The sequence below is a fragment of the Neobacillus sp. C211 genome, from assembly GCF_051842875.1.
In the GTDB taxonomy this organism is placed as follows: Bacteria; Bacillota; Bacilli; order Bacillales; family Cytobacillaceae; genus Neobacillus.
Genome location: NZ_CM122574.1, coordinates 176,988 through 203,470 on the forward strand (window position 1 = coordinate 176,988; position 26,483 = coordinate 203,470).

Sequence of the window (26,483 nt, forward strand, 5' to 3'; positions counted from 1 at the left end):
ATGATTTTTCATACGTACCTCCTTAATCGTGAAATACATTTAATTTAAATTATATTCCGTCTATTTCGTTTATTCTGTGCATTATTTTGAGGAGGTTGTGCATTATTTTGATATCTCTTTTCTCAATTCTGATGCAACCATCTCTACCTTATTTATTTAGATAACATCCAATTTATTTTTTCTGCTAATAAGCTGAAGATGTTTTTATTTAGCATTCCTTCTTTCGTGTGAGCCGGGGTAAAGCAGCATATCTTCCCTTTTCCATAGGAATGCTTCCATCCAGCGATAGAATCTCCATCGACACCTGTACTCCAAAGGTCCACCTCTGTATTTGCTGCATCACAATGAACAAAATATTGCTCATCGGAAAGGGAAAATGTATTCTCTCCGCTTTTTTCATTTTCCTTCACGGTGTATGTAACATTTTGCAGTCCTGGTGGATGATGGACAAAATATCCCCTTAACATTTCAATGTAGTTGGATTCACTTGAATATCCAGCCATACCGGCATGCCAAGCTAGGACACTTCCCCCCTCTTTGATGTAATTTACTAACTTTTTATCCAAATCTTCTATTAACCAAGTGGTCACCTGTTCATCCATTGGATTTAACTGGGCCATTTTTGCATTGATAAATAAGTCTGGTTTATCATCAAGCACTTGTGAAACTTCTTCATATGTAATATATTGAAGGTCAACTTCTTCTTTGTATGGTAATCTTGAAAAGGCCGCTTCTAATCCAGCTTTTGCATCGTCTCTATCATGCCAGTAATCTCCTAATAATGCTGCTATTTTTACCATCCTGCTTTTCTCCTTACCAGCTGATTTTTTACCTTGATAACAAATTAACACACATTCCTTTATAGTCATACAGATAAAGAACGAAACTAAACTCTAATAAAAAACTGCTAGATTATTCATCTAACAGTCCAGTTCACAGTCAAATATTTTTTTGACAAGTAAGATTATTCTTTGTAAAACTTTTCTAAATGCGTTTCTTTTTCCAACCGTTAGTCCGCTTTCAAGGGAATAACCATATTCCACGTTTCTGTCATTCCTTTGAAATGACCAGGACCGTCCGCTGTAGCTGCAAATAAATGGGTTGGCTTTCCATCTTGGAAAAGCAAGAACGGACGCTCCAGATTTGCCATTGTCCTAACCTCTCCATCATCCCATAATACGCTGCATGAATAGGCCTTCGGATTGTCATTTAGCTCCCACTTGATTCCGTCCTTTGAGAAAGCCTTGATTCCACCGTGTAATTCCCCAGATATGCCGCCTTCCATATCTTTCGCGATTAATTCATATCCATTTTCCGTTTTCCAAATAAACGGATCTTCTAGGTGAACCCGGTCCGGCGGAAAGATAGGCTCGTCACTAACAGCGGTATATGGTCCATTATAGTGATCTGCTTTTGCGACACCGAACATCATTTTTCTGCTATGAACATGGCCTTCATAGCAGCGTGTTTTATAAATAAGAAGGACGGATCCGTCTTCATGAACATACGGAGCAGGATTAGAAATCAGAAAGCTATCAAATTTGCCCGGTCGAGGACGTAGAATAGGCTCGTCTCTTCGTTCCCAAGGTCCAAACACACTCTTCGATGTTGTAATTCCGATTCTTTTATTGGACCTTCCGACGATTGTTCTAGGATCCTCTAATTCAAGTGTTTGACCAGGTCCGATATCCGCGAAAGGATGAGTAGTTCCAATATAGTAAAGGATATAGGTGTCGTCATGCTTTACTATAACTGGATTGTGTGTGCTTCTCCCGTCCCAGTACTCCGCTCCTCTGGCAGGAAACACGACTTCCTGAAACGCATATGGTCCTTCAGGAGTATCGGCAACCGCCCGAACGATTTCCGATCCGACAAGCCAGCCTGGATGCATCGGCAAATGCTTCGGCCAACGTGATGCAAACATGTGGAAGCGTCCATCTTCCCCCTTCACGACAGAACCGCACCATACCCAGTATCCTTCCATTCGAAATCCGCCATTGATGGGCGCAGGGAGCATTTTATCCATCAATGGTTTCGGATTAGTTTGACACATACCATTTTCCCCCTCGTATACCTAATCGTTCTCTAATCTACCAATACAGCTCCCAGTCTTTAAGCACCCTTACTAACGCTTCCATATAGTAGTAATCGCCCCAAATGTTACATTCATCGACGCCGCCATTATGCGGGATACTGTACACAGCGTGTAAAAGCAAGCCATTTGATTCGGAATAATTGATGGTCGTATAGTTTTCAATTAATGATTTCAACATATGCAGAGCGGCATTCCGATAGATTTTTTTCAGTGGATGATCTGCCGGAAGCCATTTTTCCGCTTCCATTAGTCCGCATATGGCAATACTAGCCGCCGATGAATCACGATATTGATCACCTTCTGTAAAAATAAGATCCCAGTAAGGAATGTAATCCTCCGGCAGTCGATTGAGAAAATATTGGGTCACTTTATGATACATTTCCATGAAGCGCTCATCTTTTGTATACAGGTAACTTAACGGGAATCCGTATACGCCCCATGCTTGACCGCGCGACCAACAAGAATCGTCTGAATACCCTTGAGCCGTTACTCCTTTTGTTGGTTCTCCTGTTTCCCGGTCAAAATAATGCGTATGGAACGTCGACGCATCGTCTCTGACCACGACATGCATAGCGGTTTTGGCGTGCTTATAAGCGGCATCATAGTATCGCCCGTCGCCCGTTACTTCACTCGCCCAAAAAAGCAGCGGTAAATTTAAGTAGCAATCAATAATCAAACGATAGTTAGCAGGGTCACTCAAATCTCCCCAAGCTTGGATAAATTCACCCTTTTCACTAAAGCGCTCCATTAATGCATCTGCAGCCTTTATGGCTATGTCTTTTGCCTCTTTATTTCCTGTCAGCTTGTATGCGGCTACACAGGAAAGGGTATAAAGAAACCCCAAATCATGATGGTCTAGCCCTAATCTTTCATCGATTCTTTTTTTAAAGGTTTCCACTTGGATCTCGGCAACCTCACGGAACTTTTCATCCCCTGTCGTTTCGTAGGCAAGCCAAATCATTCCTGTCCAAAAGCCTTGTGTCCATTCATGATCATTTTTGACCGGTTTATATACATTATTGACACTAGCAGCATCTGGGAACGTATCCTTGAAATGCTCAAGATTTTCTTCCACTTTTTGTATGGCTTGGTTTAAGGCTCTTTCAACCTGTTCTTTTGTTAAACCATGGTTATAAGTAAACTTCTCAGGCTGTTTAATCCCTTCTTCAATAACAGTTGACATGGCAGGTATCTCCTTTTAATAGACTCGATCTCAAAAAAATATACTGTCATTATAGCTTCAACCATACCAACAAGCTGTGTAAAATTTTTTCCCATATGTGAGCGTTTTTTACTTTTTCAAAAAATACTTAGCTAAAAGGAAGTATTCCCTTCATCTAAAATGAGGCGAAAGTTTCATTTTTTTGAGCGGTGCCTGACACCATTAAAAATTCTAGAATTTGTCTTCTGTTCCATGTTTTTGATATAATTTTAGCTATAATAAAAGAAAAAGGGGAACATAATGTCAAAAAGAAAATTCCAATACGGGTTAATCCAGATCCTATTAATTTTAACCATCATCTTTGTCTCAACAAAGATTTCATTTTTATTCATGCCGATTGGGATCTTTTTCTCTACTCTTTTTTTCCCAATTCTTATTACCGGATTTCTATTTTTCTTACTAAATCCAATCGTTAATTTTCTTCAGCGTCAAAAAGTGCCGAGAATTCTTGCCATCCTCATCATTTATGTCGTGTTTATTGGCATTCTTGTATTAGCGATTGGCAGCTTGGTCCCTGCCATCACAGAGCAATTCACCGCCCTTGCAAATGCACTTCCTGATTATGCTAACAAGACCTTGCAGTATTTTGATAAGCTATCACGCAGTTCTGAATTCAAATGGATCATGAAAGAGCAAAATGACCTTTTGGAAACAGGTAAACAAAAACTGATTGCCTACGCAAACACCTTACCGGATAGGGTTACTGGTGGCATTACAAATATACTCGGTGTGTTTGCTAATATTGCGGTCATTTTAGCCACCGTTCCTTTTTTATTATTCTACATGTTTAAGGATGGACATAAGTTCCCTAAAGCCCTCACTAAATTCCTTCCTGCTACATATAGAGATGCCGGGTTAATTATGTTGAAAGAGACTGGTGAAACACTTTCCTCCTATATTCAGGGACAAGTTATTGTAGCCCTGTCAGTAGGAACTCTTGCTTTTGTTGGTTACTTAATTATTGATTTGCCTTTTGCGCTAGTTATGGCCTTAATTGTAGCGTTTACCAACATAATTCCTTATGTCGGGCCAATTCTCGGCGGTGCCCCTGCTGTGATTGTTGCTCTTTTTGATTCACCTACCAAAGCCTTATTGGTTATCGTGATTATCGTTATTGCTCAGCAGGTTGAAGGCAATGTCTTATCTCCGCTCATCCTTGGAAAATCATTAGATACCCATCCAGCGACAATTATTATTGTTTTACTCGCTGCAGGAAATCTAGCTGGTATCTTAGGGATGGTGTTGGCAGTACCATTCTATGCCGTAGTAAAAACGATTGTTTTAAATGTAATAAAGTTTCTAAGGGCTCGAAAATTGGCAACGATAACTGACGAACCATAAGAATTTATTAATAAAAATTAATAGAATATAAAAAACTGTTAGGAGAAAAGTCTCCTAACAGTTTTTCGATTTTCTGGCAAGGGTATCACCATCCTCGGCCTGCACCACCACCACCGGATGAACCTCCTCCGCCCCCTCTAGAACTACCACTACCACCGCCTCCTCTGCCTCCACCTCTGGAGATGATAGATAAGAGAAGGTAGGTGAGCGTTCCTCCAAAAAACTTAAAATCTAAAAACACAACGCCTATAATAACAATGACCATTAACCAACCGGGAATACCCAATCCTTTTTCACCGGTTGCCTGTGTCTGCTTACTAACGTCTCCTTCTTTGCCATACTCGGCGAGGACTTCGTTTGCTAAAGCTTTATAGGTTTCAACAATTGCTCGATTTGGCTGTTGATTTTTTAAAAATGGAATGGCATATTCATCAAGAATTCGACCTGCTTTTCCATCCGGAATTCTGCCTTCCAATCCATAGCCTACTTCAATCCTTACTTTGCGTTCTTGCATGGATAAGACGAGCAATACACCGTTGTTTTCCTGTTTATTTCCGATTCCATATTGCCGAAAAGCTTCATTTGCAAACTCTTCTATCGGTCGATCCCCGATAGTACCCACAGTTAGAACAGCAATTTGTGCTGTTGTTTGGTCTTCAATGTTCCTGCCTAAATTGATTAATTCTGCTCTTTCTGTTTCGTTTAATACATTGGCAAAATCCTGTACGTAAATGTCTCCAACAGGTGCCGGAATTTGGACATCCTCAGCTTGTGCATTCATAGCACAGAGAAAAAAAGTGATAAACACCAACAAAAGGCTGAAGATCCGTTTTGTTTTCATTATTGATCGTCCCCAAAGTCAACTTTTGGAGCCTCTTTGGCACTAGGGTCTGCTTTAAAATATTCTTTTTCATCAAACCCAGTTATGCCTGCAATAATTGCCCCAGGGAATCTTTTTACTTTTTTATTGTACACCGCCACTTGATCATTATAATCTTTACGTGCGACAGCTATTCTGTTTTCTGTTCCTGCAAGTTCATCCATTAATTGGGTAAACTGCTGATTTGCTTTAAGATCGGGATAATTTTCTACGACTACAAGTAGACGGCTTAACGCACCTGAAAGTTCTGCGTTTGCTGTGGCTTGTGCCTGCGGCGTATTCGCACCCGCTAGTCTTGCACGTGCATCTGAGATTGATGCAATTACTTCTTTTTCATGCGAAGCAAAACCCTTCACTGTATTTACTAAGTTCGGAATTAAATCCAGCCTTCTTTGCAGTTGGTTTTCAATTTGAGAATAGGACTGGTCCACATTTTCCTCTAAATTGACAAAAGAGTTATAGCTGGAAATTAACATTGCACCAAAAATAACAATCACTGCTACAATTATTCCAATCACCATATAACCTTTTTTCAAAATCATCACGTCCCTTCCCTTATAGTATATTTCAATTTCAAAAAATTTTCCTTTTCCAACAGTTATCATTTGTAAAAAGTACCAAATTACACTCGTATTTTAGCCTTTTCACAAAATAGAGCCTAATCCATAAAGGATTAGGCTCATCTGTATTTAATTATTCATATTTCGATGGATCAACAAAAGCGATATAAACCTTATATATCACCATGCAGATTGCCGTCGTCAAGAATCCCCAGCCAAGCATGATTTGCTCGGTTACAAGGTAGTTATTACATAATTGCACAGGCGAGTCAATGTACAACCAGCCCATTCCAAAAAACAAGATTGCAAAAAAGTAAAAAGTAATGTCCTTCCCAATTGGGCGAAGTTTTTTCCAGCTATCCCTTAGTGGTATACCAGCTAATAATGGTAAACTGACAAATTTAAATAGTTCCATGCTTTGTTCATTCAATGCTTCATCCATTGAACGAGGCAGCGTCCAAAAAGCTGCTCCATTAGTTTGCAAATAACTTGCATACCTTCGGAACAGCCTTCACTTATCTATAGTTTGAGTTTCATTTGATCTCGACTAACTAAACACCGGCAATGTAACAATTACCATCAAGAGAAACAATATAGTTATATAATTAACGGAATATAGAAAATTCACATGTGCCCATTTTAAATCATCTTTAGTAAAAAATCCGCTGATACTCACAACCAACCATCCAACGTTAAGCAATGTAGCAATCACCATAAATGTAGTTCCAAGCATCGTTAATAAAAATGGTAATGGAAATAAGCAAGTAATATAGATCACCATTTGCCGCTTAGTCACAGCCAATCCGCGAACAACGGGAAGCATGGCTACTCCAGCTGCTTTATATTCTTTATATTTCTTTACGGCAATCGCAAAGGTATGCGGCATTTGAAAAATAAACAAGATAAGAAACAAGATCATTGGGACTCTTTGAAAACCAGGTGCGATGGCTGTCCATCCTATTAAAGGTGTAACGGCACCGGAAATACTTCCAATTACTGTATTAATTGTATACCGCCGTTTTGACCACATGGTATATAAAAAGACATAAGTAAACCATCCGACAAAGGAGTATATCGCCGCTTCAACGGTCGTAAAGAGTAAAAGGATTTGACCTAATACACTTAGAGCAATACCTATTGTTAAAACTGCGTTCAAAGAAATATTCCCCGTTACTGTTGGACGACCCTTTGTTCGATCCATTACAGTGTCAATATCAACATCGTACCAATTATTGAGCACGAGGGCCCCGGCCATTACCATTGTACTTCCGAAAATTGTTAAGAAAAATAGATCCAGGTGTGCTGTAAAAGAAGTATTGGTAAAATGTAAGGCTAACCAGAATCCTGCAAAGACAGGCAAAACATTTGCGATTAATACATTTGCTTTAAAAAGTAACTTTAGATCAGTCATTATGTTAGATGTATTTCGTTGATTCAATATCGTAACTTTTCCATCCTTCTGTAGAGAAGGTATCTCATTATTGGTCATCTAATATCCTCTCCTAAGAAGTCTTCCAAACAAACCAAAGATAATTCTATCATACTACATTTCGATTATCTCACAAAATCCGGTGTCAGGCACCTGGAAATGGCTGTTGGATATTTCCATTTGGAACTTCTAGTATTATTCTCTTGTCCTTTCTACAAAAGCTCCATACTCTATGTTTTAATCATGCATTAATAAAACAGGCGTAATCCTTTGTTTAAGAAGATTCTTCACGCCTGTTCATTTAGCGAACCTCAGTTAAAACATCTTGATTAATTAACGAAAGCGGCTGTTTACCCTGCAATCCAAGGACTAGATTTTCCGCTGCAAGTTTGGCCATTTTCAAACGAGTTTCGTGGGTAGCTGACCCAATATGCGGCAGGGTGACTACATTATCCATTGATAAAAGTGGGTGATCTGGACTTACTGGTTCCTGTGCGAAGACGTCTAACCCTGCAGCTAAGATATCCCCATTTTGAAGGGCCTGAACCAAGGCATCTTCATCCACAGCTGCTCCACGCGAACCATTAACAAAAATGGCGGATTTCTTCATTAGTTTAAATTCCTTTTCTCCAATTAGCTTAACTGTCTTTGGTGTTAGTGGTGTCATTAAACAAATGAAGTCTGCGTGCTGACAAATTTCTTCAAGGGAACAGTAGGTTGCTTGATAAGTTTGTTCGGCTTCTAAATTTCGTGAGCGATTGTGATACAAAATGGGCATATCAAAGCCTAAATGCGCACGTTTGGCAATGGCTGAGCCAATCCCTCCCATTCCGATAATTCCCAATGTCTTATGATGCACATCCACTCCATAAAGATTCTCACCCACTTGCGATGTCCACTTCCCTGACTTTACCATCTGATTTAATTCCGGCATTCTTCTAGCGGTTGCTAGTAATAAACCAAAAATGGTATCGGCTACACTATCATAGATTCCTCACATTCAGAATTAGATCTCTTTCAGTCAGCGATTAACATTACTACATAATCAATATACACTTAATTGCATGAATCATTAAAAACTTTTGAATGTAAAAGCAAAATAAAAAAATTATTTTTTATACTTTTGTGATAATAATAGAATATAGAAAAAGGAGGGGGAGGATAGATTGTCCAACACACTGGGGGAAGAAATTAACGAATTTAATGAAGATATTGTCATTCCATTGCCTGAAGCGTTTGATATGAAAGCAAACCTTGGCTACCTAAAACGTAATAATAAGGAATGTATGTATGAAGTCGAAAATGAAACCATTAGAAGAGTGATAGCAATTGGTGAGACTCGAGTCCTAGTTCAGATAGAAGCCATCGTTAATATGCAGTTGCATGTTCATTTTTTAGGAGGTACACAACCTAGTACACCTTGGCAGATTGCTGAAGTGGTGCGTTATATTGCTGAATGGTTTGACCTCGATAACGATTTAACTCCCTTTTATGAAATTGCCAAAGCTGATCCCTTACTTAAAATGCCCGTAAAAGACTTTTATGGATTACGCCTTATCGGCATTCCCGATTTGTTTGAAGCTCTTTGCTGGGGGGTCTTAGGCCAGCAAATTAACTTAGGATTCGCTTACACATTAAAGAGACAATTCGTTGAAAAATTTGGTGAGTCCATCGAATGGGATGGCAAAAATTATTGGATATTCCCTTCCTATGAACGAATTGCACAGCTCACACCAAAGGATCTCGCAGATATTAAAATGACCGTCAAAAAGAGTGAATATATTATTGGAATTGCCAAATTAATGGCGAGCGGCGAATTATCCAAGGAAAAATTAATGGAATCCGGTCATTTTAAAGAGGTCGAAAAAAGCTTAATTAAAATACGCGGGATTGGCCCATGGACAGCCAATTATGTGCTGATGCGCTGCCTTCGTTTTCCGACTGCCTTCCCGATCGATGATGTCGGTCTAATTAATGCGATAAAAACGCTGCTAAATATGGATAGAAAGCCGACCAAAGAAGAAATCCTTGCATTATCAATCCCGTGGGCAAATTGGGAATCCTATGCAACCTTCTATTTATGGCGAGTTCTCTACTAGTCAAAAAGCACTAGCTAGGTTTAGCTTGTGCTTTTTGGCAGGTCCATAGCTATTCCATTTTAATTCACCTTATAGAATTTATACCCATCCTCTATACCTTCTATTTTGATGATATCTCATCAAAAGAACATTCCTTTAGTGGAACGACCTTTGATTTATGAACAAATTTATACCCGAGCCATAATGCCAAAAAGATCGGTAAACCAATATACGACACGGCTATTCCATACCAATCAATCTCACTTGCTAGAAAAGCTTGATAATTTTGTCCGAAAATAACAAAGACACACATCGCAAAAGCAAGAATCGGACCAAGCGGAAACCATTTCGCTTTAAATTTCAAATCATTCATGTCCCTGCCCTGGGCCATATATGCTTTTCTAAAACGATAATGGCTGACTGCAATTCCTAGCCATGCAATAAATCCAGTTAAGCCTGACGCATTTAATAACCATGTATACACTTGATCTCCAAAAATGGACGTTAAAAAGGCAAAGCCTCCGATAATCGTCGTGATAACAAGGGCATTCATCGGAATCCCGCGATTATTTACTTTTTGTAAAAATTTAGGTGCCTGACCGTCCTTTGCCATGGACCAAAGCATGCGTGTCGACGCATATAAACCGGAACTCCCTGCCGATAAGACCGATGTCAAAATGACCGCATTCATCACAGATGCCGCAAATGCAATGCCCACTTTCTCAAATACAAGGGTAAAAGGGCTGACAGCGATGCTGTCGACATCCCTGCCTAAAAGGTTTGGACTTGTATAAGGAATAATAAGGCCAATGACAGCAATGGCAACGACATAGAATAGAAGAATTCGCCAAAATACTTGTCGAATCGCCTTTGGTACGTTTTTCTCCGGCTCTTCACTTTCTCCTGCAGCAATCCCCACGAGTTCCGTTCCTTGAAAGGAAAAACCTGCAATGAAAAAAATACTTAAAATGGACAAAAGGCCGCCATGAACCGGAGCATCTCCTATAGTAAAGTTTTTAAACCCGATAAACTGTCCGCCAAGAATACCGAAAATGGTAAGCAAACCGACTCCAATGAAAACGATGATTGTCACTACTTTTATTAAGGAGAACCAATACTCGGATTCTCCGTAACTTTTAACCGACAATGCATTCAATAAAAAGATTAAGCCTAAAAACAGTGCACTCCAAATGATACTTGGTACATCCGGAAACCAGAACTTCATAATAATTGCTGATGCAGCTATTTCAACCGCCAGTGTAATAGCCCAGTTGAACCAATAATTCCAACCAAGCGCAAATCCAAATGCCGGATCGACAAAACGACTCCCATATGTTGAAAATGATCCCGAAACCGGCATTAAAGTAGCCATTTCTCCGAGACTTGTCATTAGAAAGTAGACCATGATGCCGATAGCTCCATAAGCTATTAACGCTCCACCAGGTCCAGCTGTTTGAATGGACGCCCCTGTCGCTAAAAATAACCCTGTCCCGATTGACCCTCCAATAGCAATCATTGTCATGTGACGTGCCTTTAGATTGCGTTTAATATGCTCTTTACTTTCCTTATTATTCTGATGTTTCTGATTATTTTGGTCATTATTATAGATGTTGATTGCTTCCATTCTTGTCCTCCTTAATTCTTCATCTATTAGCATCTATCTAACTTTTTAGAAAAATATATGCCATCTCCCACTTACTATTGAAAAATGAGAGATGGCTAGGCTAATTATTTCGAAAAATCAAAGTAGTTTCGCTTCAATAAGCGTGGAGCGGCCATAAGTGTTTCATACGTCATACTTTTTTCGAGCTTTGAGCAATCAATTAAAAATAGATGATCCTCAATTTCTTTCACCGTATGATCTGTTTGATAGGTCATACCGCATTCCAAGCAATGAATGGATGGAGTGTCCTTAATTTCGATCGCATTTGTTCCATCTGGAAGTTCCCAATACACTTTGTTGCTCGTTTCACGTGCTGTGTCAGATTCGCACCATTGACAAATCAAAATTATTCCTCCTTTGCTCCCACTGTTTCATATTTCTTCATTTGTGATTGGAATTTTTTCTCTTTTAACTCGTCACGTTTGTCACGTTTATCTTTTAATGAACTATGCTCAATATTTTCCTTATACGTTTTGCGGCGATCTAACCGTTTTAATCCTTCAGGTGTAAGGTTAAATTTCGTATCATCAATAATGGATAGAACACCATTACTTTCAAACTTTTCAAACACTTCAGGATAAACCTTTTTGTAGTAATCCTCTGCACTGCCTGACTGATAATTTGTTGGTTCTGGATAGGATGTAATGACACCTTCAAAGTTACGTAATACGACTTTATTAGAACTTTGAGAAATGATATAGTTCGGCTGCAATGGAATTTTACCGCCTCCACCCGGGGCATCGACAATAAATGTTGGAACGGCATAACCCGATGTATGGCCGCGAAGTCCTTCCATAATTTCCAATCCTTTGCTGATTGGTGCACGGAAATGGCCAATCCCTTCTGATAAATCACATTGGTAAATATAATATGGACGAACGCGAATTTTAACAAGGTCATGCATAAGCTGTTTCATGATCGGCACACTGTCGTTAATGCCTGCTAAAATAACCGCTTGGTTACCAACAGGTACACCAACATTTGCAAGCATTTCACATGCACGCTTCGATTCTTCCGTAATTTCAATAGATGTATTGAAATGTGTATTCAACCAAACTGGATGATACTTTTTCAAGATATTGCAAAGATTTTCGGTAATACGCTGTGGGAATACGACAGGTGCTCTTGTACCGATACGAATAATTTCTACATGCGGAATCTCACGTAAATTCTTTAAAATATATTCTAAAATATTGTCATTAATAAGGAGCCCGTCTCCTCCGGAAATTAACACATCTCGAATTTGTGGGTTAGATGCGATATAATTAATCGCTGTGTCTAACTGTTTCTTTGGTACGCCCATTCCGATTTGTCCGGAGAAGCGTCTTCTTGTGCAGTAACGGCAGTACATGGAGCATTGGTTTGTGACTAGGAACAACACGCGATCCGGATAACGATGTGTTAACCCAGGTACTGGTGAATCTTCATCTTCGTGAAGGGGATCTTCTAAATCATATCTTGTTTTATGCAATTCCGCAGAAATCGGAACAGACTGCATTCGAACCGGACATCTTGAATCATCAGGATCCATAAGCCATGCATAATATGGCGTGATGTTTAATGGGATTGTTTTTGTTGAGATTAAAACCCCATCTTCTTCCTCTGGTGTTAAGTTAACTACTTTCTTTAAGTCTTCTAAATTTTTGATAGTATTCGTCAATTGCCAAACCCAATCATTCCATTGCTCATCCGTTACATCCTTCCAAAGCTCGATTTCTTTCCAATGTCTTTTTGGTTTGAATAAATTGTTTCTCATCATAAACTCCTCCTAAAATTAGCCTATTTTCTATTGACCATTTTTGATGAATTTTCCTCTGATCATTACTATATTAAGAAATGAGGTATTCCATATAATAGCGATTTTCCCCTTCACCAAATTCATCGAATCTCGTTTCTTTTATGACAAACCCTAATTTTTCATATAACTTGACGGCTGCCTTGTTTTTAGTACTGACCGTTAAGCAAACCTTACGAAAACCATCTTGCTTTAGAAGCGGATAAATTTCCTTTAAAAATAATTTCCCGATTCCTTTCCCTTGCTGGTCGGAGCGGACATAAAACCCAAAAATGTAGGCTTTATGAATATCATTGTAAGCTCTCATCACTTCGCAAATCGCAATCGGCTTTGGATCATTTTGCTGCCGATATTGAATGAGTTTCCCGTAGCGTGTAAGCGGGACAAGGGCTTGTTCATCTACTGCTCCTAATCCCGGAAACGCATCTTGCTCAAGCTCCATCATCATTTTTAGCTGTTCTGGATTCAATGAAGCTGGTACTTCGACATAATAGGTTTTGTTCAATGTTTCCATTTTTCTGTCCCCCTCCGTTCTACTTCATATTGAATATCATCCAGCGGCCAAATTGGCTTAGGAATGTAACGATACGTAAAAGTTGTTAACCGAGTGGATGCAACACCAGGTGCATCCACATAAATGATACGGCCAACAATCGGCTCAAACGCTGCCCGAAAATGATTTTTAGCCTTTAACCCAAGAATTCTCTTTGCCTGCGGCTCAAGGCCAATATGACGAAACATTTCCGGATCATTCGCTGACATCGGCCTTCCAATAAGTAGGACATCCATCTCGCCAACGCGAATGTGTGCCGTTCCCTTTAAATCCACTTTTAAATGCTGATTAAAGGGCCCAGAATTGTGAAATATACCGTCTGATAGAGCCACGACCGTTGCTTCGACCTGAACGGGTTCCCCAAATTCTGGAGATACTTTCCCACCAAGGAATAACGATACCTTGTGTCCGACTCCTGCATTAAGGCATGCCTCAATAGATTCGGGATCGTAGAGTCCTCCAAACAGTGTGTCAGGAATATTCATGTCTACCATTTTTCGAAGAAGCTCTGTTGTATCCCCGCTCCCGCAGCTTAAAGGATTATCCGAGATGTCCACCAGCACTACCGGTTTGTCATCATCAATCGACATCGCCAAATCTAGCCCTTCTGTTACACCGGGCAAATCCATGATAAATTCTTCTCTTACACTCCAGAACAAGGAAGCCATCTTTTGGGCAGTCTCTTTTCCTTTTTGCGGATCGAGCGAAACAACAAGTACACTTGCACCGACCATGGGAATATCCGAGTAAGGAAAGCCACCAAATACGGACACATGATGAATTCCTTCTTCCTCTTCGGCTTGTTTCGCCCACTCGATCATTTGGTGCATCGGCCCTTCTGCAGTTCTCATATTGATAGAGGGAGGCATCATCGGCAATTTTTCAAAAGAAGCGTAGTAAGTCACACCTTCCTTTAATTGTTTTAACAAAGCGATTGCCGCATGAATGCCTTGTTCGTACATATCAATATGCGGATATGTTTTAAATCCAAAATGAAGCGGTGTGTAATCAATCATTTTTCTGCTTAAATTGGCGTGCATATCCAGGGTCGTCGCAATCGGGACATTCTGTCCGATATGCTCACGAATTTTTCCTAGTAAATGCTCTTCTGGATCAAAGAGGTCCTCCACTACCATCGCTCCATGCAGTGCAAGCAATAATCCGTCCAGCCTTCCAGCCTCCCGGATTGACTGGAGCATTTGCTCTTCGATGATGGAATACGCTTCTGTTGATACTACGCCCGATGGGACCGCTGCCGCACAAAGCAGCGGCACGATTTCTACATCCTCTTCCTGTTTCAATACATCCAAAAACCCGCCCACTTCCGTTTTCGTACCAATATAGGCATCATAAATTTCATCGCCGATAAAGTAGCCTTCGTTTCGAAACTGTTCGATTTCTGTTTTCATCGGGCTAAAACTGTGGGATTCATGGTAAAAGAATGCAATACCGATGCGATAATTTCGCATGTTCTCCCTCCCTTCGTATTAGACATTAGCTTATCAATAGTTTGTATAGATGGACTTCCACTCTGTCATGACATCGAATGCATGATGGGAAACTTCACGGTGACCGTTTCCGGACATTTTCATGCCTCCAAATGCAACTCCCATTTCGGCATTGGATGTTCCGTTATTAATATAGACAAGTCCGCTTACTGCTTCCTTCGCAGCACGGTTCGCATAATGAAGGCTCTCTGTATAAATAGAAGTTGATAGCCCATAAATTGTCCCGTTATTTACCTCCATGGCTTCCTCATATGAATCTACTTCAATGATGGCAAGAACAGGACCAAATATTTCTTCCTGGGCAATGGTATCATTTAGTCTCACATTCTCAATGATTGTCGGTTCATAATAATAGCCGCCTAATTCTTTAACTCGCTGACCGCCTGATACAATTTTCCCACCTTCTTCAATCGCTGTTTTTACATATTTTTCGACTATATGAAGCTGGTCTTCATTTACAAGAGGTCCCACTTGTTTCCCTTCTTCAAGTCCATTTCCTATTTTCATAGATTTTGTTATTTCGACTACTTTTTGTATGAGCAGTTCCTTTACCGGATGCTCGACGATTACTCGGCTTGCCGCTGTACAGCGCTGACCAGTTGTCGTAAACGCTGATTTTACGATTCCGTCTGCCGCCTTGTCCAAGTCCGCATCCTTCAAGACGATCACTGCATTTTTCCCACCCAATTCCAATGAAATACGTTTTAACGTTTTACTGCTCATTTCAGCCAGCTTTTGTCCGACTTCAGTTGAGCCAGTAAACGAAATGACTTTTACATCTGGATGCTCTGCGAGGGTTTGTCCAACTGTTCTACCTGAACCGGTAATTAAGTTCACAACCCCTGCTGGCAATCCAGCTTCATCTAACACTTCCACAAAAATCTTTGCCGATAACGCAACCTCTGAAGCAGGCTTCCATACGACAGTATTACCAGCAATCAGAGCTGAAAAGATTTTGTAGGAAGCGAGCGCAACCGGAAAGTTCCAAGGGGTAATGCACGCCGCAACTCCAAGAGGTTCACGAACCATTCGTACGTTCCGGTCTGGGAAGCCGGCAGGGACAGTTTCTCCAAAGAGACGTCGTCCCTCGCCTGCCATATATTTAGCAGTCGCGATGACCACTCCGACTTCGCCTATAGACTCTGGCAGCACTTTGCCCATCTCCATTGTCATAACTCTAGCAAGTTCCTCTTTTCGTATTTCAAACAATTGGGCTGCTTTCGTTAAATAAGCCGCTCGTTCTGGAATGGGAGTGTTCTTCCATTGTGAATACGCTTCATTCGCTTTTGTGACAGCCTCATCCACTTGCTCTGTTGTGGCGGAAGCACATACGCCGACAAGTTCCCCCGTTGCCGGATTTAAGCTTTCAAAGTAGGACTGATCGGGGGCACTTACCCATTTTCCATTTATATAAAGATCTCCCTGAAGAATATCTGTTTTGATTTGACTTGACATAAACTTGACCTCCTTTTTCGTGGTATTCCGAGGAATCGGAAATTAGTTTCCGGAAATAGTTTCTGTTATCACATCTTCTAAAATCGTTAATCCTATATCTAGTACATCTTCTTGAATATTAAGAGGCAGCATTAATCGGATCGTTTGCCCGCTTACACCGCAGTTCATAATGAGCAATCCATTTTCCAGTGCTTTCGATTTAATTTTCGGTACAAAGAAAGCAGCAGATTGAGAATCAAATTCAATACCAATCATCATACCGACTCCTCGAACTTCAACAATGCCCGGTAAATGTCCTACCGAATTATGAAGTCGACTGACAATCTCGGCACCGAGTTTAGCACTCCGTTCTACTAGCTTCTCTTCCTCAATGACCTCAATGTTTGCCAATGCCGCAGCACAAGAAACTGGATTTCCTCCAAATGTCGAACCATGACCGGCCGTCGGCCATTTTTCATGAAGCTCACGACTTGCTACAATGGCACCAAGAGGCATTCCGCCGGAAAGGGCTTTTGCCAGTACTAAAATATCAGGAGTCACATTCGCATGCTCTGCCGCGAACATCTTGCCTGTACGGCCAAATCCTGTTTGTACTTCGTCAAAGATAAGCAAAATGCCGTGTTCCTCTGTAATCTTTCTTAACTCCTGCAAAAAGCTTGGCGGTGCCGGATAATAGCCGCCTTCACCCATTACCGGTTCAATGATGATAGCCGCCACACGTGAAGGATCCACGCGTAGATCGAACAATTTTTGAAGCTGATTCAAACAATACTCTTCAGCTTCTTCTTCTCTAATGTTTTTCAGCTGGCTGGGATACGGATATGGAACGTGATACACCTCACCTAAAATCGGTTCATAAAAACGGCGGTATTTAGAGCTTGATGCCGTAATGGCTGTTGCTCCTAATGTACGGCCATGAAACGATCCTTCAAAAGCAATGATGGCGGGTCTCCCTGTGGCCGCCTTTGCTAGTTTAAGTGCACCGTCGATAGCTTCAGCTCCCGAATTGGAGAAAAAGACAGTGTCTAGATTTCCTGGTGTGATTTGAGCAAGCTTTTCTGCCAAATTCGCTGCCGTTTCATAATAACCATAGTTCAATCCAAGATGAATCAAATTTTCAGCCTGCTTTTTAATGGCTTCCACCATTTTTTCGTTCGTATGCCCGACTGCATTGACGGCCACTCCTGAAACAAAATCGATATATTCCTTTCCGTCTGTCGTCCAAAATTTGGCGCCATGCGCTTTTTCAATGACAAGCTCCGTTACCCTTGTCATGACCGGTGATAAATGCTTTCGTGCTTTTTCTTGAATTTCGTTTGTTTTACTTTGTAATTTCATATGCCTCATCCTTTCTAAATTGGCCCTGGAATATCGATAATGATTCATCTAGTATTCTCACAATTTCATCAATTTCTATTTTCGTGACATTTAAAGGAGGACTGATGATAAAGTGCTCCCCCATGGTGCCGTCAATTGAACCGGAACCGGGATAAAAAACCGCACCGAGTTCCATCGCAATTCCATTCAATCTTTCAGCAGCTTTTTCAGTTGGTTTGAACAATAGATCCTGCTCACGATCCTTCACAAGCTCCATACCGATTAAAAGCCCTCTGCCCCGAACATCAGATATATAAGAATGTTTTTGCTTCAGTTCCATAAGACGGTTGAAAAGGTAGGTCCCTTGTTTTTTGACGTTTTCCAGCACCATATCTCGCTCATATACGTCTATTGCAGCAAGGCCCGCTGCCACTGCCACAGGATGCCCGCTATAGGTATAGCCGTGAATAAATTTCCCGTCACTGTTTTGAATGAGTCCATCGATTAACCGTTCATGAACAATCATTCCGGCCAGCGGAGCATATCCTGCCGAAACCCCTTTTCCAAACGTGATGATATCAGGTTCGATTCCAATCTGTTCTGTCGCAAAGTTGGTACCAGTACGACCAAATCCAGTCATCACTTCATCGATAATTAAGACGATTTCGTAACGATCACACAGCTCTCGAACTTTCTCAAAATACCCCAGCGGCGGTGGAACAGCACCTTGCTGGCTTCCGACAATCGGTTCGGCGATAAATGCCGACACGTTCTCAGGACCAATTTCTAAAATGGTTCTTTCAATATCCGTTACACACGTCCAGTTTTGTTTGGAGAGACAATCATCTTTTTGACGATCGTATGGACATCGGTGGCAGTAAGGAGAATAGACATGGGCATAGTTTAAAAGATTAGGAGTGTATGCATGCCTTCTTTTAACGTCTCCTCCTGCTGATAAAGAGCCGATGGTGTTTCCGTGATACGATTGCCATCGCCCGATCACCATGTGTTTTTGGGGTCTCCCGGCGTCCCTATGATATTGCCTCGCCAGCTTCAAGGCACTTTCATTTGCTTCGGAGCCTCCGGTTGTAAAATACACTTTATTTAAATGGTCGGGGGCCATTTTTCCGATTGTTTCAGCCAGTTCATGCAACGCTTTCGTCTCGAAGCGCATTGTATGGACGAAAGCTGCTTTTTTTGCTTGTTCTGCCATGGCCTCTCCTATTGAACTAATCCCATGGCCCAAGTTGGCTGCAACCGCCCCCGAGCAAGCATCCAAATATTTTTTCCCGTTCTCATCTATGAGATAGACCCCTTCACCGTGGGTAATAATCGGGTACTCCTTTTTTAAATCACGATGAAACACGTAGTCTTTTTTTATTCCATCCATCTTTCCACCACCATTGCCATTCCTAATCCTCCTGCCACACAAATCGTTGCAAGTCCATATTGCCGCTTTTGTTTTTCAAGCTCATGACATAATGTAGTGACGATTCTTGCACCGGAGCACCCAAGTGGATGCCCTAAGGCAATCGCTCCTCCGTTTACATTCACGTTATCTCCTTTTATGTCCCATTCTTTTAAACAAGCAAGACTTTGAGCGGCAAATGCTTCATTTAATTCAATCAAATCGATATCCTCCAAAAGAAGACCCGCTTTTTTCAAAGCAATTTGGGATGCAGGAACCGGACCAATTCCCATTTCTTTTGGTGATACACCCGCTGCAGCAAAGGAACGAATCCTTGCCATCGGGACCACTCCAAGTTGTTTCGCTTTTTCTTCCGACATCAACAGCAGCATCGAGGCGCCATCATTTCTTCCGGATGAGTTTCCGGCAGTTACCGTACCATCCTTTTGAAACACAGAACTTAATGTTCCTAACTTTTCAATGTCCGTCAATCTTGGGTACTCATCTATCGCAAAGTGTCTAATCCCCTTTTTTCCTTCCTTTACCGGAACAGGAATGATTTCTTCTTCAAAATGGCCCATTTCAATTGCACGTTTCGATTTTTGCTGACTCGTGAAGGCAAATTCATCTTGTTCACGGCGGCTAATGTTATATTTTTCAGCCAGCCACTCAGCTGTTTGCCCCATCGTGAAACGGCCGTATATCTCCTCCGGCTGCGATTTTGGCTGACTTTCCGTATTTGAATCATACAGCGTCATATCTCCCATCTTGTGGCCGAAACGAGTGCCAACCATATAATGAGGCGCTTGCGACATGTTTTCGACGCCTCCTGCTAAAACGACTTCCGCCTGACCAGTCAAAATGGACATCGCCCCGTTAATGACAGCCTGCATGCCCGAACCACACTGACGATGAACAGTATAAGCAGGAATCGATTCTGGAAAATGGGACTGTAATGCCGCGACTCTTGCAATATTCGGAGCATGCGCACTCTGCTTTGTTTGGCCGACGATGACTTCATCGACAATATTGGCACCGTATCCGGAAGCAGAAAGATTATTTTTCATGATGAGAGATACGAGCTCTTCTGGAGGCGTATCTGCCAGTGATCCGCCGAAGCTTCCGATAGCAGTCCGAAACGCATTTACGATTACAACCACTATGCAGTCACCTCATTGCCTCTATTGAAAGATTCAGCAATTTGAAAGGGTGCGTCCGTTTTCTGTTGAACTTCCTCAAGGGATATTCCAGGGGACAGCTCAATAAGATGAAGTCCATCTTCCTTTACAGCGAACACCGCCAAATCGGTAATAATTAAATCCACTATTCGTTCCGATGTGATCGGATAGGTTAATTCCTTGACAATTTTTGACTCTCCCTGGTTAGAAGTATGCATTGTTGTTACGATTACCTTTTTGGAGCCTTCCAATAAATCCATCGCCCCGCCTACACCAAGAACACTTTTTCCTGGGACGGCCCAGTTGGCGATCCGGCCAATTGCATCGATTTGCAGCACACCAAGAATCGAAACGCTTACATGTCCGCCGCGAATCATTGCAAAAGAGGAAGCGCTATCAAAATAGGATGACCCTTCCAATACTGTGACAGGAAGTTTTCCTGCATTGACAAGATTTTGGTCAATATCCTCTGGATCAGGCGTAGGACCTACTCCAAGAATGCCGTTTTCAGAGTGTAAAAAAACTTTAACATCTGATGGAATGTAATCAGCCACCAGCGTTGGAATCCCTATCCCCAAATTGACGATATCCCCATCCTTCAATTCCTTCGCCGCTCTTGCAGCAATGTATTGTTTCACGTTCAAGCTAGTTCCCGCCCTTCACAACGATAAAATCAACGTATAAATGAGGAGTCACAATTTCTTCAGGAGAAATTTGGCCTACCTCCACAATCTCGTCCACCTCGGCAATAACCACATCCGCAGCTGTTGCCATCATCGGATTGAAGTTTCTTGCCGATTTGTTGTAGATGAGATTTCCTAATTGATCCGCTTTTTTCGCTTTAATTAAAGAAAAATTGGCTTTAAGCGGCTCTTGGAACACATATTTTTTACCGTTAAGGGTACGCTCTTCTTTGTTTTCGGCGATTTTTGTTCCTACGCTGACCGGTGTATAAAACCCTCCTAGTCCCCCACCACCCGCTCGAATGGCTTCAGACATCGTTCCTTGAGGGAGAAGCTCCACTTCCATTTCCTTATCCTGATAAGCCTTAACCACCTCCGGGTTGCTTGTAAAATACGAACCTATCGCTTTTTTCACTTGCTTTTGCCGTACTAAAACTCCAAGACCTCTGCCTGGTTCACCAAGGTTATTACTAATAATCTCTAAGTCTTTCACTTTCGTTTGCGCCAAAGCGGCTATTAAACTAAGCGGACTTCCTACAAGTCCAAATCCACCTACCATAATTCGAGAGCCGCTTTTAACCTTTTTTACAGCTTCTTCGCATGTAATCAGCTTGCTCATGTTTTTTTATCCCTGCCTCTCCATCGACTTTTGTGGGTGTAACAGTTCGGTAAAATAAAAAACCGAGCAAAACATAAATCTCTATAAAGAATGTCGTTCCAACGAACATTCCTTACAAAGAGTTCATGTTTGCCCGGTTTTAATAAGACCATGGGAAGAGGTCATCTTCCCACTTTATTATAACCAAACGTTATGTATTCATTTGCTTCACATTATCCCAGTAACGTTGAACTGCAGCTTGTAGAGCAACAATGATCGCTTGCTGGGATGGAGCAAAATAAAAACTTTGAATTCGTTTAATCAACTGCTCGACACCGTCTTCAAGACAGTAGCCTATCAGCAGTTTTTGAAAATAATTTTTAGTTAGTTCAGTTACGAATGTGAATTCAGCTCCGATAATCTTATGATCTTTCAGATTCACTTCGAGAACAATTCCCGCATGCTTATACATTTCATACATGGAAGTTCCCTGTGGAGCTTTTGCATATCCTGTAACAATCACTGTTTCCAGTGTTTGCATGCTATAATCCACCTTTCAAAAATCCACTGAACATGTTTCTAACACGAGTATACGGGTCAGAATAAACAATGTCAATGTGAATATTTTAAATTTTCAAAAATGTTAAAGCGCTTTCACTAACAAGAAAGAGCTTACGACTATTTTTTAGACCTATACACAATAAATAGATTATTCTCCCCTGTATGTTAAAATCCTTCTAGAAAAATTTTAAATTTTTACCAACCACGTTCCTGCATTCGCGCTTCAGGAGACAGAGTTGAAATCTCAATACCTTTCATTGCAATTCCAAGATTTTTTGAAATCTCTGCAATTAGTTTATAGTCCTTATAGTGGGTTGTTGCTTCCACGATAGCTCTAGCGAATTTTGCGGGGTTATCAGATTTGAAGATTCCAGAACCAACAAATACTCCATCAGCACCTAATTGCATCATAAGTGCAGCATCAGCAGGCGTTGCTACTCCACCAGCTGCAAAGTTTACTACAGGTAGACGTCCGTGACGCTTAATCTCTAGAAGAAGTTCATATGGTGCTCCAAGTAGCTTAGCCTCTGTCATCAATTCATCTTCACTCATTGTAGCGACTTTACGTACTTGTGCATTTACCTTACGGATATGGCGAACAGCTTCTACGATATTACCAGTTCCCGGCTCTCCTTTTGTACGAAGCATGGATGCACCTTCACCTATACGGCGTGCTGCTTCGCCAAGATCTCGGCAACCACAAACAAATGGAACAGTGTAATCATTTTTATTTAGATGGTACTCTTCATCTGCTGGTGTTAAAACTTCACTCTCATCAATATAATCAACACCCATTGCTTCAAGTACTCGGGCTTCTACGATGTGTCCGATACGTGCTTTTGCCATAACTGGAATAGAAACCGCATTCATAACTTCTTCAGTAATTCGTGGATCTGCCATTCTTGCTACTCCGCCACTTGCACGGATATCAGAAGGAACGCGCTCCAATGCCATTACAGCTACCGCTCCAGCTTCCTCTGCTATTTTTGCTTGCTCAGCATTCACAACGTCCATAATGACGCCGCCCTTTTGCATTTCAGCCATACCTCTTTTTACACGATCCGTACCTGTTTTCATTATTAAGCCCCCTTAGATGATTTTAAACGTATCTACTTCTTTTAACAGGAAAATCTCTAATTTTCACTTATAAACTTGCAATTACCGTGCCAATATTAAAAACACCTATTTGTTCACTATTTGTGGAAACAACATGCAAAATTTATTGGCACTATCCTTGTTTTTTTTGCACGTAAACCGCAAAAATTTTGTTGAATTTTAGAGGTTTCTCTAAGGGAAACGGCCTTATATTCAAGATATATATTTAAACGCTTGTTTCGGTGATTGGTTCCTTTATTTTTTTGAAAAATGTTGTAAATTGTATAGATTGAAAGCATAGTGGCTGTTGCAATCGAAAGAATCAGGAGATTATAGATTGGGTTAATGGTTACCCCTAAAACATGATAATTTGTTCCCCAGTTAAAAAATGTTTCTAACGGAGTTCCAGGTTCTGGTAATACACTGTAGAAATAAAATGAAGGCACTCCATGACTGATGAAGATGTTATTAAAGAGTAATGATAAAGCCTAATTTCCCGCTTGCATTACGAAGTGATTAGGCTTTAGTAACTTTATCATTCATGTCTGTTAATTAATTTTATAAGGATACGGATAAACATCATTAGAAAAAAGGTACTGATAAACGTGTGTCTCCAAGTCCAAGTATGATATTCAATTAAATCAGTATATCTTTCCAAAAGAACCTCAATGATCGTTAAAACAGAGGTATACAATGCACATTTCAGAATAATGCTAGGATATCTTGAATAATAAGTTGCTTGATAAAAGTAAATACAGACAACTGGAAATAAAAGATTTTCATAAAGAATGCTAGAACTGAAATAGTTACTTAAAAAGCTTATTGGATATTCAATCATTTTTCTTTCTACAACAAGAACACCAAGAAATGTGGAGAAAAAAGAGGTCAATAAGAAAATTAAAATCAAATCTTTAATTGGTGGTTTTCTTAAACTATAAAAGAATAAGGCGATTCCTATTATAAGTAGTGACCATAAAATGATTCTTTCCATGGATAATCAGTCCTTCAAAAATCGATAACTTTCTCATCAGTCATTATAACCAAAATAAAAATTAAATCTTTATCATTTAGAAATTTCTCATTTTTAAATTTAATCTTCAAGAATCTGGCCCGATTGCAGAACAAAAAAATCCTGCATATCAATACAGGATTTTTGATCAAACCTTTGTAAATTATCAAACTTTATTCCTAAACAGTGTGACTTTTTTATAAACATCTTGACTTTATTTCAAAGACACAACTGTCGTAGGCAGCTAAGAAACAAAGTAAATTAGGAGGCATCTTTTTAATAGATTTTTCTATGAACTGTATCGGTAAAGAAATAATGTATCGAACCTAACAAAATGATTATGTTATTTCCCACTTTTTATTACAATCTTCTCATCTTTTATGACGGAAAGCACTTGCTGAAAGCCTTGAACAGCTTTAACTGGCCTTTTGTGCGAATTTTACCAGACATGATGGCTGATAATATCCCTGTTTCTTTGGCCAACAGCCGAATCCATGTTTGACTGTCTGCAATAAGTTGGAAATCTGCATCCCCGATATGTCCCTTTTCCACAGTAAGGGTCTTGTTCTTAATGATAACCGTTGCTTGAGCATTTTCTTCTCCAGTAAATGTAAAATGATAGGTAGCAGCTAAATCTTTTGCTTGATTTCTTTGAAACATATGAGGAAGCACTTGCAAAAACGCCCGGATTGATTTCGATCGTAAGCCGTTGCTCACCGGCCGAACTTGTTTATGGGGAAAACGCTTTTTGACATGATCCTCAGCGTCGGAATTCGGCACAACATACACCATTTCGCTTTTATCCTGTAGTGGTTTGACAACGTCCTTCAAAAATTTCTTACGATCGTCAAGAAACTCACCAATTACATCTTCTCCAGCAGGACAAACGGACAAACAGTAGGCCGCTTTATAGCTAGCCCCAAAAGAAAGGCTCTGCCACATAGATGCTGTTTCTCCATCATTTACTTTGTCCCTGTATACTTTAGAATTTTTGCTGTCGGTAATCTTCTCCACCCAATCGGTGAAGCCGCCGGAAAATTCTCTATAGTTGTGCGTATAACAGGCGGAGAAATTAAAATGACCATCAGCGCCAATGGCTCCTACCGGGCAGGCAGCTACGCACAATTTGCACTCCAAACACGGATTATAAACAATGGGCTGACTTTCCGAAGTCATATCTGCATTTGTAAGGATCGTACCTAACAAAATAAAGTTGCCGAACTTGGGATGAATGACATTTCTATGGATGCCGATTTGCCCAAGTCCAGCCGCAACCGCAATTGGTTTATGCGAGATGACCCATGCTTTTCCGGTACTTTCCTGCTCCATCGGGAATCCTGCTGGCGGATTCAATGCTTTGATGCCTTGCTCTTCAAGCTCTTTCACGATTTCATGTCCGATAAGCGTTACGTTATCGACAACATGATGAAATTCCGTATTTGCAATGGATCGAGCTGTCGAACGCAAGGGCTCGCGGTTCATTTTACAGACGAAACTAATAAGCGTCCTAGCTTCAGGAAACAGATTCAAAATTTCTTTTCGTTGGTCCTCAAGTTCGTTTCGGTCAATAGAGACGAATCCAACATCGTCGGCTCCTGCATGTAGACATAAATTCCGCAACCATTGTGTATCTATGCGCCTGCCTTCGGTTCCCTGCTTAATTTCCTTTTTCTTGTAATATTGTTTTACGGTAGGATGATCATTTATTGTCACCTTTTTCATGGCACTCAACTCCTTAGTCGTTCAATTTAAGGCCCATCCGTTAGTACTACCCTGTTTGATGGCCTGCCCAATCATTCGAAGTCGTGCATTCCATACAGACTTCGTAAAATTGATTTTTAGTTCTAGCGTTGTGAATGTCTCCCCTTCGCTGAGGGTAGATGCGTAGGCTGTTCTCATCGCTGTATCAGTAGCATCGCAAAGTACGCCGGCGTGAAGCTTTCTTACCAAGGCTCACAGAACTTGTAAGGAAAGCTTATCGGCACGGTCAAGACTTAAAGTTTCTTTCTTCTTGCTCATCGATGATCAGACGACATCCACTATGACAGCATCCTT

At 40.8% G+C, this 26,483-nt stretch carries 25 protein-coding genes and 1 pseudogene; 2 read left to right on the forward strand and 24 right to left on the reverse strand.

The features are described from left to right. Nucleotides 1–152: 152 nt before the first annotated feature. The 3 genes from ACSU6B_RS00920 to ACSU6B_RS00930 all read right to left on the reverse strand — a co-directional run bounded on the left by ACSU6B_RS00920 (nt 153) and on the right by ACSU6B_RS00930 (nt 3,278). Nucleotides 153–800: a ThuA domain-containing protein gene (locus ACSU6B_RS00920; protein WP_410882015.1), complete on the reverse strand. Its 648-nt coding sequence runs from the start codon at nt 798–800 to the stop codon at nt 153–155. 209 nt (nt 801–1,009) lie between these two features. Next, the gene (locus ACSU6B_RS00925; protein WP_410882017.1) at nt 1,010–2,053 is read right to left on the reverse strand and encodes a glycoside hydrolase family protein; all 1,044 of its coding nucleotides are present in this window, start codon (nt 2,051–2,053) and stop codon (nt 1,010–1,012) included. Nucleotides 2,054–2,090: 37 nt separating this feature from the next. After that, nucleotides 2,091–3,278 (reverse strand): glycoside hydrolase family 88 protein, encoded by a 1,188-nt coding sequence (locus tag ACSU6B_RS00930; protein ID WP_410882019.1) that lies wholly within the window; start codon nt 3,276–3,278, stop codon nt 2,091–2,093. A 279-nt stretch (nt 3,279–3,557) separates the two neighbouring features. Here ACSU6B_RS00930 and ACSU6B_RS00935 point away from each other — a divergent pair, with 279 nt between their 5' ends. Continuing rightward, nucleotides 3,558–4,658, forward strand: a complete 1,101-nt coding sequence (locus tag ACSU6B_RS00935; RefSeq protein ID WP_410882021.1) for an AI-2E family transporter — start codon at nt 3,558–3,560, stop codon at nt 4,656–4,658. Between the two features lie 85 nt (nt 4,659–4,743). Here the strand turns inward: ACSU6B_RS00935 and ACSU6B_RS00940 are convergent, their stop codons facing one another. The 5 genes and pseudogenes from ACSU6B_RS00940 to ACSU6B_RS00960 all read right to left on the reverse strand — a co-directional run. Then, on the reverse strand, nt 4,744–5,499 hold the full coding sequence (locus tag ACSU6B_RS00940) for a TPM domain-containing protein (protein ID WP_410882023.1): 756 nt from the start codon (nt 5,497–5,499) through the stop codon (nt 4,744–4,746). Continuing rightward, nucleotides 5,499–6,059 (reverse strand): LemA family protein, encoded by a 561-nt coding sequence (locus tag ACSU6B_RS00945; RefSeq protein WP_373605355.1) that lies wholly within the window; start codon nt 6,057–6,059, stop codon nt 5,499–5,501. Before ACSU6B_RS00945 ends, ACSU6B_RS00940 begins: the two co-directional genes overlap by 1 nt. A 172-nt stretch (nt 6,060–6,231) precedes the next feature. After that, nucleotides 6,232–6,582: a hypothetical protein gene (locus tag ACSU6B_RS00950; protein ID WP_410882025.1), complete on the reverse strand. Its 351-nt coding sequence runs from the start codon at nt 6,580–6,582 to the stop codon at nt 6,232–6,234. Nucleotides 6,583–6,645: 63 nt separating this feature from the next. Beyond that, entirely contained in the window at nt 6,646–7,587 is a 942-nt protein-coding gene (cyoE, locus tag ACSU6B_RS00955; protein WP_410882027.1) for a heme o synthase, read from the reverse strand. Between the two features lie 241 nt (nt 7,588–7,828). Further along, nucleotides 7,829–8,512 (reverse strand): annotated as a pseudogene (locus ACSU6B_RS00960) (NAD(P)-dependent oxidoreductase); the annotation flags it as partial. A gap of 256 nt (nt 8,513–8,768) precedes the next feature. On the opposite strand from ACSU6B_RS00960, the gene ACSU6B_RS00965 reads away from it, so the two are divergent. Continuing rightward, on the forward strand, nt 8,769–9,626 hold the full coding sequence (locus ACSU6B_RS00965; protein ID WP_410882251.1) for a DNA-3-methyladenine glycosylase family protein: 858 nt from the start codon (nt 8,769–8,771) through the stop codon (nt 9,624–9,626). Nucleotides 9,627–9,726: 100 nt separating this feature from the next. On the opposite strand, the gene ACSU6B_RS00970 is transcribed toward ACSU6B_RS00965, so the two are convergent. The 16 genes from ACSU6B_RS00970 to ACSU6B_RS01045 form a co-directional block, all read right to left on the reverse strand. Then, nucleotides 9,727–11,229 carry an amino acid permease gene (locus ACSU6B_RS00970; RefSeq protein WP_410882029.1) on the reverse strand — a complete coding sequence of 501 codons (1,503 nt, stop codon included), beginning with the start codon at nt 11,227–11,229 and terminating at the stop codon, nt 9,727–9,729. 104 nt (nt 11,230–11,333) lie between these two features. Next, on the reverse strand, nt 11,334–11,612 hold the full coding sequence (locus ACSU6B_RS00975) for a YokU family protein (RefSeq protein ID WP_214732270.1): 279 nt from the start codon (nt 11,610–11,612) through the stop codon (nt 11,334–11,336). A 2-nt stretch (nt 11,613–11,614) separates the two neighbouring features. Then, nucleotides 11,615–13,024 carry a lysine 2,3-aminomutase gene (gene ablA, locus ACSU6B_RS00980; RefSeq protein ID WP_410882253.1) on the reverse strand — a complete coding sequence of 470 codons (1,410 nt, stop codon included), beginning with the start codon at nt 13,022–13,024 and terminating at the stop codon, nt 11,615–11,617. 73 nt (nt 13,025–13,097) lie between these two features. Continuing rightward, a complete protein-coding gene (locus tag ACSU6B_RS00985; RefSeq protein WP_410882031.1) occupies nt 13,098–13,577 on the reverse strand; it encodes a GNAT family N-acetyltransferase in 480 nt (159 codons plus the stop codon). Next, nucleotides 13,565–15,085 (reverse strand): M81 family metallopeptidase, encoded by a 1,521-nt coding sequence (locus ACSU6B_RS00990; protein ID WP_410882033.1) that lies wholly within the window; start codon nt 15,083–15,085, stop codon nt 13,565–13,567. Before ACSU6B_RS00990 ends, ACSU6B_RS00985 begins: the two co-directional genes overlap by 13 nt. 33 nt (nt 15,086–15,118) lie before the next feature. Continuing rightward, on the reverse strand, nt 15,119–16,579 hold the full coding sequence (locus tag ACSU6B_RS00995) for an aldehyde dehydrogenase family protein (protein ID WP_410882035.1): 1,461 nt from the start codon (nt 16,577–16,579) through the stop codon (nt 15,119–15,121). Nucleotides 16,580–16,621: 42 nt separating this feature from the next. Next, a complete protein-coding gene (locus ACSU6B_RS01000; RefSeq protein ID WP_410882037.1) occupies nt 16,622–17,917 on the reverse strand; it encodes an aspartate aminotransferase family protein in 1,296 nt (431 codons plus the stop codon). After that, entirely contained in the window at nt 17,901–19,286 is a 1,386-nt protein-coding gene (locus tag ACSU6B_RS01005) for an aspartate aminotransferase family protein (RefSeq protein WP_410882039.1), read from the reverse strand. The genes ACSU6B_RS01000 and ACSU6B_RS01005 overlap by 17 nt, the downstream gene beginning before the upstream one ends. Continuing rightward, nucleotides 19,274–20,464, reverse strand: coding sequence for a thiolase family protein (locus ACSU6B_RS01010; RefSeq protein ID WP_410882041.1), 1,191 nt, complete (start codon nt 20,462–20,464; stop codon nt 19,274–19,276). The genes ACSU6B_RS01005 and ACSU6B_RS01010 overlap by 13 nt, the downstream gene beginning before the upstream one ends. Beyond that, the gene (locus tag ACSU6B_RS01015) at nt 20,464–21,126 is read right to left on the reverse strand and encodes a 3-oxoacid CoA-transferase subunit B (protein ID WP_410882043.1); all 663 of its coding nucleotides are present in this window, start codon (nt 21,124–21,126) and stop codon (nt 20,464–20,466) included. Before ACSU6B_RS01015 ends, ACSU6B_RS01010 begins: the two co-directional genes overlap by 1 nt. A 1-nt stretch (nt 21,127) precedes the next feature. Further along, complete coding sequence (locus tag ACSU6B_RS01020; protein WP_410882045.1) at nt 21,128–21,784, reverse strand: CoA transferase subunit A; 657 nt, start codon at nt 21,782–21,784, stop codon at nt 21,128–21,130. 190 nt (nt 21,785–21,974) lie between these two features. Beyond that, the gene (locus ACSU6B_RS01025; protein WP_168242528.1) at nt 21,975–22,304 is read right to left on the reverse strand and encodes a DUF3870 domain-containing protein; all 330 of its coding nucleotides are present in this window, start codon (nt 22,302–22,304) and stop codon (nt 21,975–21,977) included. Between the two features lie 215 nt (nt 22,305–22,519). Next, nucleotides 22,520–23,404, reverse strand: coding sequence for a pyridoxal 5'-phosphate synthase lyase subunit PdxS (gene pdxS, locus ACSU6B_RS01030; protein WP_410882255.1), 885 nt, complete (start codon nt 23,402–23,404; stop codon nt 22,520–22,522). 550 nt (nt 23,405–23,954) lie between these two features. Then, on the reverse strand, nt 23,955–24,410 hold the full coding sequence (locus ACSU6B_RS01035; RefSeq protein ID WP_410882047.1) for a CBO0543 family protein: 456 nt from the start codon (nt 24,408–24,410) through the stop codon (nt 23,955–23,957). 396 nt (nt 24,411–24,806) lie between these two features. Then, nucleotides 24,807–26,150 (reverse strand): SCP2 sterol-binding domain-containing protein, encoded by a 1,344-nt coding sequence (locus ACSU6B_RS01040; protein WP_439276175.1) that lies wholly within the window; start codon nt 26,148–26,150, stop codon nt 24,807–24,809. Nucleotides 26,151–26,171: 21 nt separating this feature from the next. Then, nucleotides 26,172–26,378, reverse strand: coding sequence for a hotdog domain-containing protein (locus ACSU6B_RS01045; RefSeq protein ID WP_410882051.1), 207 nt, complete (start codon nt 26,376–26,378; stop codon nt 26,172–26,174). Nucleotides 26,379–26,483 lie beyond the last annotated feature (105 nt).